General features: G+C 31.2%; 10 protein-coding genes and 3 pseudogenes. 2 read left to right on the plus strand and 11 right to left on the minus strand.

The window, feature by feature from the left end; all coding sequences use genetic code 11:
- Nucleotides 1–20 precede the first annotated feature (20 nt).
- From ANHYDRO_RS00620 to ANHYDRO_RS00630, 4 genes and pseudogenes are all read right to left on the minus strand, one after another.
- Entirely contained in the window at nt 21–404 is a 384-nt protein-coding gene (locus ANHYDRO_RS00620) for a hypothetical protein (RefSeq protein ID WP_052588902.1), read from the minus strand.
- Nucleotides 388–522 (minus strand): annotated as a pseudogene (locus tag ANHYDRO_RS09495) (energy-coupling factor transporter transmembrane component T family protein); the annotation flags it as partial. The gene ANHYDRO_RS00620 and the pseudogene ANHYDRO_RS09495, both read right to left, overlap by 17 nt.
- Nucleotides 523–592: 70 nt before the next feature.
- Nucleotides 593–2,313, minus strand: a pseudogene (locus ANHYDRO_RS00625) (ABC transporter ATP-binding protein).
- A complete protein-coding gene (locus tag ANHYDRO_RS00630) occupies nt 2,297–4,051 on the minus strand; it encodes an ABC transporter ATP-binding protein (protein ID WP_039913642.1) in 1,755 nt (584 codons plus the stop codon). The pseudogene ANHYDRO_RS00625 and the gene ANHYDRO_RS00630 overlap by 17 nt, the downstream one beginning before the upstream one ends.
- A 160-nt stretch (nt 4,052–4,211) precedes the next feature.
- On the opposite strand from ANHYDRO_RS00630, the gene ANHYDRO_RS00635 reads away from it, so the two are divergent.
- Entirely contained in the window at nt 4,212–5,204 is a 993-nt protein-coding gene (locus ANHYDRO_RS00635; RefSeq protein WP_004812356.1) for a helix-turn-helix domain-containing protein, read from the plus strand.
- 127 nt (nt 5,205–5,331) lie between these two features.
- Here the strand turns inward: ANHYDRO_RS00635 and ANHYDRO_RS00640 are convergent, their stop codons facing one another.
- From ANHYDRO_RS00640 to ANHYDRO_RS00670, 7 genes and pseudogenes are all read right to left on the minus strand, one after another.
- On the minus strand, nt 5,332–7,068 hold the full coding sequence (locus ANHYDRO_RS00640; protein WP_039913670.1) for an ABC transporter ATP-binding protein: 1,737 nt from the start codon (nt 7,066–7,068) through the stop codon (nt 5,332–5,334).
- Nucleotides 7,061–8,783, minus strand: a pseudogene (locus ANHYDRO_RS00645) (ABC transporter ATP-binding protein). Before ANHYDRO_RS00645 ends, ANHYDRO_RS00640 begins: the two are co-directional and overlap by 8 nt.
- 37 nt (nt 8,784–8,820) lie before the next feature.
- A complete protein-coding gene (locus ANHYDRO_RS00650) occupies nt 8,821–10,173 on the minus strand; it encodes an MATE family efflux transporter (RefSeq protein WP_004812365.1) in 1,353 nt (450 codons plus the stop codon).
- A gap of 12 nt (nt 10,174–10,185) precedes the next feature.
- Complete coding sequence (locus tag ANHYDRO_RS00655) at nt 10,186–11,634, minus strand: ABC transporter ATP-binding protein (protein WP_004812368.1); 1,449 nt, start codon at nt 11,632–11,634, stop codon at nt 10,186–10,188.
- Complete coding sequence (locus ANHYDRO_RS00660; RefSeq protein ID WP_244261602.1) at nt 11,631–12,266, minus strand: energy-coupling factor transporter transmembrane component T family protein; 636 nt, start codon at nt 12,264–12,266, stop codon at nt 11,631–11,633. The genes ANHYDRO_RS00655 and ANHYDRO_RS00660 overlap by 4 nt, the downstream gene beginning before the upstream one ends.
- Nucleotides 12,267–12,319: 53 nt before the next feature.
- Nucleotides 12,320–12,898 (minus strand): MptD family putative ECF transporter S component, encoded by a 579-nt coding sequence (locus ANHYDRO_RS00665; RefSeq protein WP_004812371.1) that lies wholly within the window; start codon nt 12,896–12,898, stop codon nt 12,320–12,322.
- Nucleotides 12,899–12,952: 54 nt separating this feature from the next.
- On the minus strand, nt 12,953–13,522 hold the full coding sequence (locus tag ANHYDRO_RS00670) for a TetR/AcrR family transcriptional regulator (protein WP_004812374.1): 570 nt from the start codon (nt 13,520–13,522) through the stop codon (nt 12,953–12,955).
- 301 nt (nt 13,523–13,823) lie between these two features.
- Between ANHYDRO_RS00670 and ANHYDRO_RS00675 the strand changes: the two genes are divergently transcribed.
- The gene (locus tag ANHYDRO_RS00675) at nt 13,824–14,180 is read left to right on the plus strand and encodes a plasmid mobilization protein (RefSeq protein ID WP_039913645.1); all 357 of its coding nucleotides are present in this window, start codon (nt 13,824–13,826) and stop codon (nt 14,178–14,180) included.
- Nucleotide 14,181 lies beyond the last annotated feature (1 nt).

A 14,181-nucleotide genomic window follows, 5' to 3' on the forward strand; every position in this document is an offset into this window, starting at 1 on the left:
CAAATATTTATTTTATTTTCTCAAGAAGAGAAACTGATTCCACATGCATTGTCTTTTGCTTGGGAACATAATTTTTTATCCTCGTCATTCTTGTAGGAGCACAATTTATTAATGTCATTGTCTTTGGCGTTTTTTCTTTTATCTTTGAATTTATTAGAATTTTGACTATCTTTAACTCCTGTTTTGAAATAGAATGTTAAGTCATATGGATGAACTGTTCTGTTAAATTCCTCTATAATTTTTTTATTTTCTAAGACTTTTTTAAATTGCTTTAGTCTTTCCTTAATAGAGTTTTCATCTTTTATTGTTAACTCTAGGGTTTTCTTTTCATCAAGTAATTCTTCTTTTTGTTGTAGGGTCATAGCAGTATCCAAGGCAAGCTTGAAAACCAATAAAACAAACAATTGCTAGCTTAAAACGGATATTTATAGTATGCATAACTGTTAAGCCTTTTATGAATACAACTAATATCAATCTGATAGTATTTGGATTAAATAGAGCATTATAAGAAAAAGTAGGCATTATACAAAGCCTTATTTTTCAAAGTGTTTCTTGAATAGAGCCTTGCCTATATATGCTCCAATTATTGTTCCTAATAAATAAATTCTTCTGCCATTTTTGTTTTTCTATCAAATTCTTGTAAACTTTTGATTTTTGTAAAAGCTCTTCATGGTTTCCTTGGCTTTCTACTTTTCCATTTTCAAGAACTACTATCTTGTCTGCATTTTCTATGGATTTCATTCTGTGTGAAATGATTACAACCGTCTTATCTTTAATCAAATTATTTAAAGACTCTTGAATTTTTTTCTCGTTGTCAACATCTAGGCTTGCTGCTATCTCATCTAAGATTAGTATTGGCGCATCTTTTAAAAAGGCTCTGGCTATTGATAATCTTTGTCTTTCTCCTCCTGATAGCTCAGCACCGTTCTCACCAATAACTGTATCGAAACCCTTATCCATTTTTTCTATAAAATCTGTGCAATTTGCAAGTTTCGCTGCTCTTTTAACTTCTTCGTCACTTGCATTTTGATTTCCGATTCTAATATTTTCCATAACGCTTTGATTAAAAAGAACCACATCTTGGAAAACTATTGAGACCTTGTCAAAAAGAGATTCTGTCGATATTTCTTTTATATCTTTGCCATCAATTAAGATTTGTCCCTCGCCATAATCATAAAGTCTTGATATGAGTTTCAATATAGTTGTTTTACCGCAGCCGCTTGCTCCTACCAAAGCAGTAACCTCTCCCTGCTTTGCTTTAAAGCTTAGGCCATTTAAAACTTTTGCGTCTTTATTATAAGCAAATTCAACATCTTTTAGATCAATATCAAATTTTTGTAGATTATAGTCTTCGCCCTCTTGTAATTCTTGATTTTGAATTTCTTTTAATCTTTCAATCTTTGGTGTTAAATAAAATATCTCCATCATGCCCTCTTTAGATGCGTCTAGAGAGTCTTTTACCTTCATAGCAGCTAGTAAATATCCTACAAGGTAGAGTGTGCTTATTTCTTTATTAATAATTAGATTTACGCCAACAAGTATTACGACAGCAAGGGAAATAAAGCTAAATATTGAAGATATGGACATAATTAAGATGTTTGCAATTTCTGCTTTTAAGTGCACTTTTTCACCTTTATCCATTTTTTTATAGAGCTTTTCTTTCATTTCATCTGATAAGCCATAGGCTTTGATCTCCATTTGCATCTCGATGTTTTCTTGAAAGCTTTCTGAGTTTTCTCTTAAGACCTTATAATATTCTCTCTCTCCCTTAACTGAATGTTTTTTAGATAGTGGTATAAATATAAAGCTCAAAATCGTTGGAATAATTACAGCTAAACCCATCTTGACATTGCCAACTAGCATCATGACAGATATTAGTGGGAAGAAGAGTGCCATGCCGCCTACTTTTGGTATCGAGTGGCTCATTGCATGCTCTATACCTTCAATATCAGACATTATTGTTTGGGCTAGGTCTGAAATATCATGTTTAGAAAAGTATGATAGAGGTAGTTTTGATAAATTCTCAGCTGTCCTTATTCTTAAATCTGCACTTTCTTGATAGGTTGCCCTATATAATTTATCGTATTCGATAGAAAGCAAAATATACATTGCTATCAAGGTCAAAACTGAGAATACTATATAAAAGCCCTTGCTTCTACTCATATTTTCCAAAACTTCCTGAGCAAAAATCATTAGTAGTATGGCAGGGACCATGTTTATACAATAAACGAAAAATGAAGCCAGTGTTGCCTTAGATAAATTTCTCGCTCCTTTATCTGTAAGAGCAAATCTTTTTTTATAAAACTCCTTCATTTGAAACCCTCCATTCATTGGCACTATTAAACATCTCTTGCAGTCTCTTATAACTTGTATCCTTTGACATTAATTTTTTGTCGGAACCTCTTTCTATAATTTTTCCACCATCCATGACAATAATTTCATCAAGGTCTTTAATTGTAGATAGCCTGTGTGCAATCATGATAACTGTTTTATCTTTCATAAGATTTTTGAAAGCTTTTTGTAGTTCAAACTCGTTATCTGGGTCTATGGATGCTGATGCCTCATCCATAATAATAATTTTGGAATCCTTTAAAATTGATCTGGCAATTGCAATTCTTTGTTTTTCTCCTCCGGATAAATAAACTCCTTTTGAGCCTATGACTGTATTTTCTCTTTCTGGGAATTTTTCTAATATCAAATCACATCCAGCTAATTTTAAGGCTCTCATAACCTCATCTCTGCTCGCTTCTTTATTAGCTAAAGCAACATTATCATAAATACTTTTCTTGAATAATTTTGAATCTTGAAAAACAAAGGAAATGGCTTTAATTAAAGCTTCGTCAGAATATTCACTTATTGGAATCCCGCCTATCTTAATCCTTCCTTCATTAACATTGTAAAAACCTGATATAAGTTTTGCTACTGTTGATTTACCTGATCCAGATGAACCGACAAGTGCATAGGACTTGCCCTCTTCTAATTTAAAAGATAAATTTTCAATAACAGCCTTATCATTGTAAGCAAAGCTTACATTGTCAAACTCAATATTATAATTTTTAAAATTATTGACATTACCATGGACCAATTTATCTTTTTGCATATCTTCGTAAAGTGCCTCTAAGGTATCTACTGCATAATTTCCTTGAGAAATGTACATGGAGTACCACATCATTCTCATAAATGAAACAAAGAGAACTCCCGATAAAAATAAAATCATGATAAGCTCAAGTAAAATTACCTTTGCACTGCCTAAGCTAGTAATAAAATAAACTATAGGAATAATTAAAATTGCAATCAAACCAAAAAATAACCATTGGTACAAAACATAAGGCTTTTTACAAGATAGGGAATAATTATAAGCATACTTAGAGTAATCTTTTATCGCCTTATAAAAGCTTTTAAATGATTCGACATTTGCTCTAAATATCTTTACTACCTGCATTCCTCTAACGTATTCAACAGTTTCAGCACTTAGTTTTGATAGGGCTTCTTGGTATATGATCATAAATTCTTGCTCACCCATCATCGCCCCTAAAATTAAGCCCCCAATTATAGTAAGAGCAAGCAAAGTGATACCAACTCTTATACTTACTATAAAGCCAAGCACAAGTACAAGTATAGGTGTAATTATTGCCTGAGAACTATCGGGGATCATGTGCGCTACAACTTGATGAGTCTGTGCTGCATTGTCATCTATAATCTTTCTTATTTGACCAGATGGATTTAAGTCGAAGAATCTAAAACTAGCTTTTTCCAGACCATCGATTCCCCTTTTCCTCAAATTTGTTTCAAGCCTAAATCCCAATATGTGTGAAAATGTTCCTGAAACAAAATAAAATATCGCCCCACTTGTTAGTGTAATAACAGATTTTAATGCTATGTTCTCTGCACCAGATAAATTTGAATTAATTATTAACTTATCTAAAAATTTGTAGATTAAATAATATCCATATACTGTAAGTACAGCAGATATAGCAGAAAAAACTATAGCTAAAAAGCCAAGATATTTTTTATCCTGTACATAAGCAAATAGTTTTTTGTAAATCTTCATAATGACATCTCCTTTCTTTGATATCCCTTTTAGATATAAATTTAATTTGTTGATAATAACTATCATTGTATTTTTATTATACATCGGTTATAATTACTAATACAATAGTTTTGAATTAATAAGGCTAATTGGAATATTGTCTAAAAGGGATAGGTGTATTATGACTTATTTTGATTTTGTAAAAGATTATATGAAAGTAGATGAATGTAAGAATAATAAGAAGTATTCAAGTGCAGGCCATACTTTTTGTTGGAAAAAAGAGGACTCTACTTATGGAGAAGGCCTATATTGGTTTTATGAAGGAGACGTCTTCATTATCGATGTACATGATTTTTATATCAGAAAGGAAGTAGTTCAAAATAACACTTATAGTATGGCAGACTATGTTTCAATTTATTCAAGCTACATTGTCAGCGCAAATGGAGAAAAGTTTAGTCCTTATCAAACTTTGACCGCAAACTCCTTATGCACTCTTGATTTTGATAATATAAAAGATGACTTCCTATTTCTATTACACGAGAATTCATATTATCTTTGTGTTTCTATTGGATTTAAAAGAGAACTTTTGGAAAAGCAACTATCATCCATTAATATTGATCCAGAATCATTTTATGAGGCTTTGCTTGAGACTAATCAAATAATACTTACAAAGTCTTTAGAAAAAGTAGCAATGGAAATATTAAATTGTAAGATGGACCCTCCTGCTGCGGATTTTTTCTTTAAAGCTAAGGCAAATGAATGGGTAAGTATAGTAATTGATACCTACTTAAATAGAAAGAAATATAAAATTGAGTCAGACGATAATAAAGCACTTGAAGATGTAGCAAGATTCTTAGATGATCATTTCGCCATGAATGTAAATCAAGAAACCCTTGAAAAAATATCTAAAATGAGCGGAACAAAATTAAAAAATTTGTTCAAAGAAAAATATGGTCAAAGCATTACAGAATACACCCAAAGAAAAAGAATGAATGTGGCTGAAACTCTTCTCTTAAATACTGAACTTCCTATAAAAGAAATAGCTGAGTCTGTCGGATACACATCACATAGCAAATTTTCCATTTATTACAAAAGATACAAGGGAAAACTCCCAAGTGAGGTTCGTAATTTAGCTTGCAAACGTCATAATTTAAAATGCGATTATTGTGATTAAACTAATTTTTATATTTATACACCTTTATCTTATATGAGTTTATAGATATTTGTATAGGTATATATAAATTTGGTAAAAAGCAAAAAAAGAGACTAGCCTAATGCCAGTCTCGATATCTATAGTTCTATCAATTATTTAATTTCCATGATTCCGCCTTAGCTTTTGCATTGATAAGGTCAGAATAAAGTCCATTATTTTTAATCAGTTCTTCATGATTTCCACATTCTACTATTTCTCCATCTTTTAAGACTAAAATCTGGTCAGCATTTCTAATTGTCTTTAGTCTGTGGGCAATCATAATTACTGTTTTGTCTTTTGTTAATGATTCTATTGCTTCTTTAAGTTTATCTTCATTTTCTGGGTCTATATTTGCTGTGGCTTCATCAAATATAATTATGTCTGCGTCTTTTAGCATGGCTCTGGCTATGGAGATTCTTTGTTTTTCTCCGCCTGATAGACTTGCTCCACCTTCTCCGATGATAGTGTCATATCCTTCTGGTAAAGCTTCTATAAATTCATGACATCTTGCTTTTTTAGCAGCTTGAACTACTTCTTCATGGCTTGCGTTTTGTTTTCCAAATTTTATATTATTTTCAATTGTATCTTCAAATAGATATACATCTTGAAATACCATGGAAATAGAATTCATTAAGTTTTCTATCTTATAGCCCTTAATATTCTTTCCTCCAATTAAAATTTCTCCAGAGTTTACATCCCAAAATCTCGCTATGAGATTACAAAATGTTGTCTTACCAGATCCAGATGGACCAACTATGGCAGTCATGGTATTTTCTTTTATCTCTGTTGATACATTTTTTAAAATTGGTCTGTCATCATAAGAAAAGCTGACATTTTTAAAGACTATATTGTGATTTTTTATAGGCTCTATAATACTTCCTTCTTTCATATCAGGCATAGAGTCGATAAAACCTACAGAATCTATAGCATTTTCGCAAGCTCTTAGGATTGCCATGTTTGATCCTGCCCCGATTAAGCCTTCAAAGATAATAAAGGATGCCATAATCATAAGAATTGTTTCAGCAAGTGGAAGTTCACCAGATAAATTTAATTTTAATGATACATAGACCATAGCCACTGTTGTTATTCCCATTACAATTCTTTGGATAACTGTGTATGGTGCTACAGATTTCTCCAGGTCTAAGAGTATTCTTGATGTGTCTTTTATAGACTTTCTTAAAGCCCTGTTATTTTCTCCACCAAGATTATAGGATTTTATAACCTGCATTCCTTGTAAAGTTGCTAATACTTCTTTTGTAAGTCTTGTTTGTGTTTCTGTCATTTTGTCTGCATTAGCTGATGATTTTTTCTCCATCATTGATGTAACGATGAAAAATACTACCACACCTGCTACAGCAACCAGTCCTACCTTTACGTTAAAAATTAAAGTTCCAAGGACAAAGACTAAAGTATTTAAAACTCCACCAAGTACAAGAACCAAAAGCATAGGCACCCACATTTCTGCTTGGGAAAGTGAAGATGTGGCAATTGTAGTTAATCTTCCAAGTGAAAAGCTTGAAAAGAAACCCATAGGAACTCTTTTAATTTTTTCTCCTATTTCTATTCTCTTATGGGCTGCCATAAAATATCCAGCGTGTGTTTGTGCCATTTGTGAAATTTTTAGTGTCATAATTTTGCCAACAAGAGATATTACTAATATGCCGAGACAAATAAAGATTGCCTTATAGTCTAAAGTTTTAGAGAATATATTTACTAGCATATAGTAAATTGCTCCAAACTCAAGGGCATTAAATACTGCGTGCAAAAATCCAGCGAGAATGGATTTCTTAATATTTACCTGTTCTTCTTTTGAAAAATTCCATATCTTTTTAAACACATTAAGCATTTTCATCACCCCTTAAATTTGCAGCATACATTTCCTTATAAAGCTCTGATGACTTTAATAAGCCCTCATGAGTTCCATAGGAGTTTAATTTACCATCTTTTATAACAAATATCCTATCTGCATCAACAATTGTCTTTAATCTATGAGCGATTATGATTAAAGTTTTACCCTTAACTAGATTTGCCAAGGCGTTTTGTATGAGAGCTTCATTTTCAGGATCTATATAAGAAGTTGCTTCATCTAAAATTACGATTGGTGCATTCTTTAGCATGGCACGAGCAATAGATATTCTTTGTCTTTCTCCTCCAGATAGATGACCTCCACCTTCACCAACTCTTGTATCATAACCATTAGATAGATTCATAATAAAATCATGGCAGGCAGATTTTTTACATACATCTATAATTTCTTCGTCAGAGGTATTCTTATTTCCAAGCCTAATATTTTCCTTTATAGTCATATCAAAGAGGAAATTGTCTTGGGATACAAAAGAAATAAGTGAAGACAAGTTTTCGAGCGACACATCTTTTGTTTCTACTCCGCCAATTTTAATAGATCCCTTATCTACATTCCAAAATCCAGCAATAAGTTTTGCTATTGTGGACTTGCCTGACCCAGAAGGACCAACGAGGGCTGAAACATTAGATTCTTTTATTTCCATAGAAAGATTATCTATAACCTTATTTTTTCCATCATAAGAAAAGTCTACGTCTTGAAGTTCTATATTATAGGATCCTATTTTTTCTCCCTTGTCAATATTTTCTAACTCTCTTGAGTCTAAAATCTTTCCTATTTCAGAAGTTATAGTTGATATTCTTGACATATCATCCATATAGTTCATGATTTTTAAAATACTAGAAACTGTAGCAAATGATAAGACGATTAAGGTAATTAAATTTCCTAAATCAAGGCTTCCATTGATATAAAATAAAATTCCAAAGGGTATGATTGTAAGTATCCCCATAGGAGAAAGTAACCTACCTATGGCAACCTTATTCATAGACTCGTCCATCCAAGAATAATAAAATTTTGCATTGTCATAGACGGAATCAGTATATTTTTTATAAGATGATTCGCTTTGATTAAATGTCTTTATTACTTCTATCCCATTTATATACTCAACAATGGAATTATTCATATGTTGACCAATGGCAACTGACTTTCCAAACATTTCCTTATAATGAGCATTCATAACAGACATCATAATAGACATGCCAAGGACAAAAGGAACAAGAGAAAGTAGAGTCAATCTCCAATCCAAAGTAAACATATAGATAAATAATAGGATAGGCCCAACTAAATTTGCCGTAAATTCTGGCACTAGATGGGCAAGGGACGTTTCCATAGAATCCACCTGCTCAACTATAATATTTTTAAGTTCTCCAGATGATCTTGATAACACATCTCCCAGTGGCATTTTAAATAATTTTTTAGAAATATCATTTCTGATTTCTCCTAGTGCATTAAAAGTCGCCGTATGAGAAATACTTGTAGAAATTCCTGCTGCCACTTCTTTTATAACAAATGTTATTAAAATACTTATACAAAGTGGAGTATATAAACTCATATCACTTATGCCATTAATCAAATTTACAATGATTTTTGCCATGTATATATAGGAAAAAAAAACCTGCCACCACTCCCACTATCGCAAGTAGGACGGATGCAAAATATGATCCTTTTCTTTTACTTACATATTCTTTTACTAAATTCACTTTAAAACCTCCTTTAGTAATATTTTTAAATAGTTTATTATATTTTTTTTATTTCAGAGGGCATTCTATTAAGCTCTCCAATCATCATTGCTATTCCCGCTAAAATCATAATTAAATCTACAAGGGGTTCAGCAAACCATACTGCTTTTACTCCAAATATCATTGGTAAAATAATCATGGCAGGTACGAATAAAAATAACTGTCTTAGCATTACTATTATCCCAGCTTTTTTAGCGTTTCCTATTGATTGGAAGAATGTTATAGTTATTACCATTACTCCATATAGGATAAAGATAGAATAAAATAGTCTAAAGTTTCCTATTCCTTGAGTTATAATACTTTCTTCTACTCCAAATAAAGAAAGAATATTCTTTGAAAATGCTAATGCTGGTATCCAAAATATTGATGCAAGAACTAATCCTCCGATAGAAAATACTTTCATAGCTTCTTTTACTCTGTCGTATTTTTTCGCTCCAAAATTTGTACCAACTACAGGTTGTAAACCTTGACTCATTCCCCAAAGAGGAATAAATGAAAAGGCATATATTCTAAGTGTTGCTGCCATCAAGATAGCATTTGTATCTCCGCCATATTTAAATGACATTTTGTAAAGCATGGTCTGCTGAATCATAAATAAAACTTGCATCATCATGGCAGATGTTCCGACAGCAAACATTTCTTTTTTTACTTCTGGCTCAGACTTTATTTTATTTATTTTTACAACTTTACTCTTGTTTTTGAAATAATGTAAAGTAATGGCTGCTTGGACAAATTGGGCTGTAATAGTTGCAAGTGCAGCTCCTTCAATTGCGTATTTTCCCATTAATTTCATTAGAATTGGATCAAGAATTATGTTTAAAAAAGCCCCTAGACCCATAATAAGCATTGCTTTTTTCATTAATCCTTCTCCACGCATAACCATATTTGCTGATTGAGTAAAGTTTACAAATAAAGAACCAATGAAAATCACTCGTAAATATCTGATACCATATTCTTTAATTTCTCCACTTGCTCCAACCATATCTAAAAAATGTGGTGCAAGTAAAATTCCGCCTATTGTAATAATTAATGAGAATATAATAACCCAAAAGATTAAATTCCCCATAATTTTATCAACTGTTTTTTGGTCGCCCTTTCCTATAGCTCTTGATAAAACTGATGCTGAACCTACACCTATGAGTGTAGATACTCCACTATTAAAAAAGGTAAGTGGCATAGCTACACCACAAGCTGTCATTGCAGTTTGTCCTATAATATTTCCTGCAAAAATTCCATCCATTAGTGGATAAAGACCTATTACTATCATTCCTATTACAGCAGGGATAGATAATTGAAAAAGTAAATCTATAGGTCTTTTTGTTAATAATTGTTCTTTCATATCTTGTTGCATAAAATCAACTCCTTACGCAATCAGTCCATCTTTAATAAATTCCAAAATTTCTTTTTCATGTCCCTGGATATTTACTTTCTTGTATCCATTTTTTCCAAGCATTAACACAGAGTTACAAACCTTAAAAATAAGTTCTATATCATGAGTTATTATTGCAAAGGGATAAGTTTTTGAATATCTTTTTATTATTTGAGAAATGTCGTTCATCCTCTTATAATCTAAACCTGATGTGGGTTCATCAAGAATTATTAACTTTCTACCACTTAAACAAGCTGTCAATAGGGCAAGTCTTTGTTTTTGCCCACCAGATAGATTTTGAGGGTGATCATACCTATTTTCCCAAAGGTCAATATGTTTTAATTCTTTTCTAAGTCTATCTAAATATCCATCGTCATTAATTCTATCTTTTTGTAAAAGCTCGTTTTCTACTGTATCAAAGAAAATCTGATAATCCACGTCCTGCATCATATAATAAGAGTTTTTTAACCTTTCTTTTTTATTTTTTCCATAACTTGTTTTCCCATTATTTTTAATTAAGCCTGATAAAGTCTTTCCCAAAGTTGTTTTACCAATTCCATTTTGTCCAATAATTGCCATTATTTCTCCAGAATTGAGACTAAAGTAAAGATTTGTTATTAATTCATTATTACCTATTTTGATATTTAAGCCTGAGACCTCTAAGGCTTGTTCTTGAGGACAAACTAAATTTTCTGCTTTCAAAGATTTATAATTAATTGCTCTTAGTCCATATTCTTTGCAAGCATCTTCTGTAAGCTCTCCACGTGAAAATATTCTCTCTATTGTTCCGTTTTTCATATAGATTAGCCTGTCATACAAGTCATTTAAAAAGAATAATCGATGTTCAGCTATAATAACAGTTTTTCCCATTTTTCTTAAATTAGAAATGATATCCTTAAACTGTAGAATCCCGTGATAATCTAAATTAGACGAAGGCTCATCAAAGAAAATAATTTTTGTATCATATAGTAACGTGGAAGCTATTGCTACTTTTTGTTTCTGACCTCCAGATAGTTCTGAAAGCTTCCTATCCATCAAGTCGCTAATTCCCATTTTTTCAAAAGTTTCTTTTGTTTTTAACTTCAATTTATCTAAGGGCATTCCTAAATTTTCACCAACAAAAGCAACTTCCTCATCGGCAATAGTTGCAAAAAACTGGTCTGATGGATTTTGAAAGACATTGCCTATATATTTTGCAAGTTCTCCTTTTCTATAATCCATCAGATTTTTATCTAATAGTTTCACTTCTCCATTTAAAATTCCATTATAATGATTTGGGATAAGCCCATTTAGAATTCTTGTCAAAGTTGTTTTACCACAACCCGATAAGCCTGTAATTACAACTAATTCACCCTCGTAAATTTCTAAATCAATATTTTCAAGAACGGAAGAATTGTCTTCATCATATCGGAAATTCAAAATTTTAGCTTTTAATAAGCTCATCCTTCTAACCTCCATAATGCAAATACCATCAAAAAGGAAAATATGACAATATAATCTAAAATACCAAAATATATTGGATTATAACTTGTTTTTTCACCCTCATACTCAATACCTCTTGTTATTATAGAAGATGTTAATGTTTCGCTTACTTGAAGGCATTTATAGATAAGTGGAATAAGATAAAATTCAAATGAACGCACAGGATGTAAGAGGCTTATTTTTAAGCCCCTCACCCTCATTCCATTGCGTATTTCTTTAATTCTAGATTCTAATTCTCCAAGATATCTTAATGCAGTTACAAGAGCTATACTTACCATTTGTGGAAAATGAACCTTTCTTAAAGCTGCCATTATTTTGAGAGGGCTAGTGAGGATCAATACCCTACCAATATTAAAAATTGGATATAATTTTAATACCAAGGCAATTAGACCTATTATTGCCCCAGTAGTTAATCCTAAGTCAATATAAGATAAGATTTTTATTAACACATATAATCCTAAATAGATGCTCAACCTTTTGATAGCTTCTAAGTATGAAAATAACAAGACAACCACAAAGCTCATTCCCAAAAGAACATAATAAGCTATTCCATTAACAAGAAAAACCAAGAAAGACGAAATCAATATTATCAAAAAAAGAGTGATTGGATTTATATCTTTTGTCTTACTTTTTCCAAAATTGTTCACTACAAAATTCCTTTTTCTTTTCTCTTTTCAAAAAATTTATTGTTTATATATATGCCAAAGCATCCTGCAAGTAGTTCTAATATTACATTACATCCCATAGCTATTGCTATTACTTTATTCGTATAAAAGCTCGCCATCCACTCAGCTTGCTCTCTGCCTATAGAAGACGCAAACTTAACTATTCCTTCCACTCCTAAAACTTTAACAAAGATAATAGGATGCATAGCAACAATAAACATAGCCACTGAAAATGCTATTCCTACCTTCGTATTATTTTTATAATCACCTATTATAATTTCTGCCAATATTGCTGAAACTAGGCAGATAGGAATCATAATCCAATATCCCATCACTGAATATAGTAGACCATATATAATCCAAAATAGGGCTGCAGCTCCTCTCTTCTGAATTCTTTTTGCCATTATTACAAAAACTGGTCCAACAGCAAAAGCTGCAAATCCAGCTGAAGCATAAAGAGCGATAGCTCCAAGTGTTCCTGTAAACATTGAAACAGCCATTCCAATAGCAAAACCAATTACTGTTAATACTGCAATTTGTACTATATCTTTTAATTTCATATAAACCTCCAATTTAAGATATATTTTTTCTTTCTGAGTAAACCCTAAGATTTACTAAGCATTATTATCTAAGATAATTACTATCATTTTTTTTAATGCAAGTTTATTCTTCACAAAATTTTCTCTTGCATTTAGAACTTCACAACCTAGAATAAATGTGTTAATCAAATCAGTTATTAATTCGATAGCTTCACTTAATTCACCTCTTACATCTTCATCAAATAACATTAGAATACTATCAGATGATGATTTTTTTAGTTTATTATATAAATCTTTTAACTTATCGTCATGATTTAATTCCTGCAAAAACATTGCATAAATTGAAACATAGTCACTCTGATATAGCATTTTTTCTAAAATAATCTCAGATAAAACTTCGCTAAAATCCTGACTTGTTTTATTCATCTCATCATAGATCATCTTCTCTCTGTGTTTATTTCCTTCTACCATAATGTCGTATAAAATTTCATAGGTAGAACCATAATGATGATACAAGCCACCTCTAGAAAGCCCAGTAGCTTCCATTATGTCATTCATAACTGTATTTCTAAATCCTTTTTCTAAAAATACTTTTATAGTTGCTTCTCTAATCTGCTTTTTTCTTTCATCAGCTTCCATTTTCATTTCATAAATAACCTCCAAACCGACGCTCTTGTCGGTATTATTGTATCAGAACTGATAATCATTGTCAATAGCTTCGCTTATACCTCTTTATTAATTTCTTTAAATGCGGTATAATTAATAAAACTGAATACACGCTTAACGCTTATAACTTTAATAGCTTTAATAGCAAGCACAGTAAGTGAGTACCCACTTACGAAAAATTGATGAAGCAGAACCTTTATGGACTGCTTCTTTTTTTATCAATTTTACCTTGTTAGGGAGAACCCTAAGACCCCAATATTTTATGATAAGGAGATATACTATGGATAATAGAAAAAGAAATAATCAATTAAAAATATATTTAACAGATGAAGAAAAAGAAATTTTTGAAAAGAAAATGAAACTTGCTAATTGCAAAACTATGTCCCACTTTCTTAGAAAATGTGTATTAGAAAAAGAAATTTATGTTGTAGATTTAGAACCATTTAGAAACTTACAATGGCTACTTTCAAATGCAACAAATAATATAAACCAGATTGCAAAAGCTACTTATACAACTGGTGTTATTTACAAAAATGAAATCGAGTCAATGAATAAACAGATAGAAAAATTATCAAAAGAAATATTGCAGATCCATTCCCTACTTCTTAACAAATCAAAAGAAAGTTCTGGTGATTAAT

Origin of the sequence: Anaerococcus hydrogenalis DSM 7454 (assembly GCF_000173355.1) — a bacterium.
Lineage (GTDB): Bacteria > Bacillota > Clostridia > Tissierellales > Peptoniphilaceae > Anaerococcus > Anaerococcus hydrogenalis.

What these genes read in the sequence shown, in the direction of transcription:
- ANHYDRO_RS00630 (WP_039913642.1), bottom strand. Translation starts at nt 4,051, where the DNA reads ATGAAGATTTACAAAAAACTATTTGCTTATGTACAGGATAAAAAATAT.
- ANHYDRO_RS00675 (WP_039913645.1), top strand. Translation starts at nt 13,824, where the DNA reads ATGGATAATAGAAAAAGAAATAATCAATTAAAAATATATTTAACAGAT.
- ANHYDRO_RS00670 (WP_004812374.1), bottom strand. Translation starts at nt 13,522, where the DNA reads ATGAAAATGGAAGCTGATGAAAGAAAAAAGCAGATTAGAGAAGCAACT.
- ANHYDRO_RS00665 (WP_004812371.1), bottom strand. Translation starts at nt 12,898, where the DNA reads ATGAAATTAAAAGATATAGTACAAATTGCAGTATTAACAGTAATTGGT.
- ANHYDRO_RS00655 (WP_004812368.1), bottom strand. Translation starts at nt 11,634, where the DNA reads ATGAGCTTATTAAAAGCTAAAATTTTGAATTTCCGATATGATGAAGAC.
- ANHYDRO_RS00635 (WP_004812356.1), top strand. Translation starts at nt 4,212, where the DNA reads ATGACTTATTTTGATTTTGTAAAAGATTATATGAAAGTAGATGAATGT.
- ANHYDRO_RS00640 (WP_039913670.1), bottom strand. Translation starts at nt 7,068, where the DNA reads ATGCTTAATGTGTTTAAAAAGATATGGAATTTTTCAAAAGAAGAACAG.
- ANHYDRO_RS00650 (WP_004812365.1), bottom strand. Translation starts at nt 10,173, where the DNA reads ATGCAACAAGATATGAAAGAACAATTATTAACAAAAAGACCTATAGAT.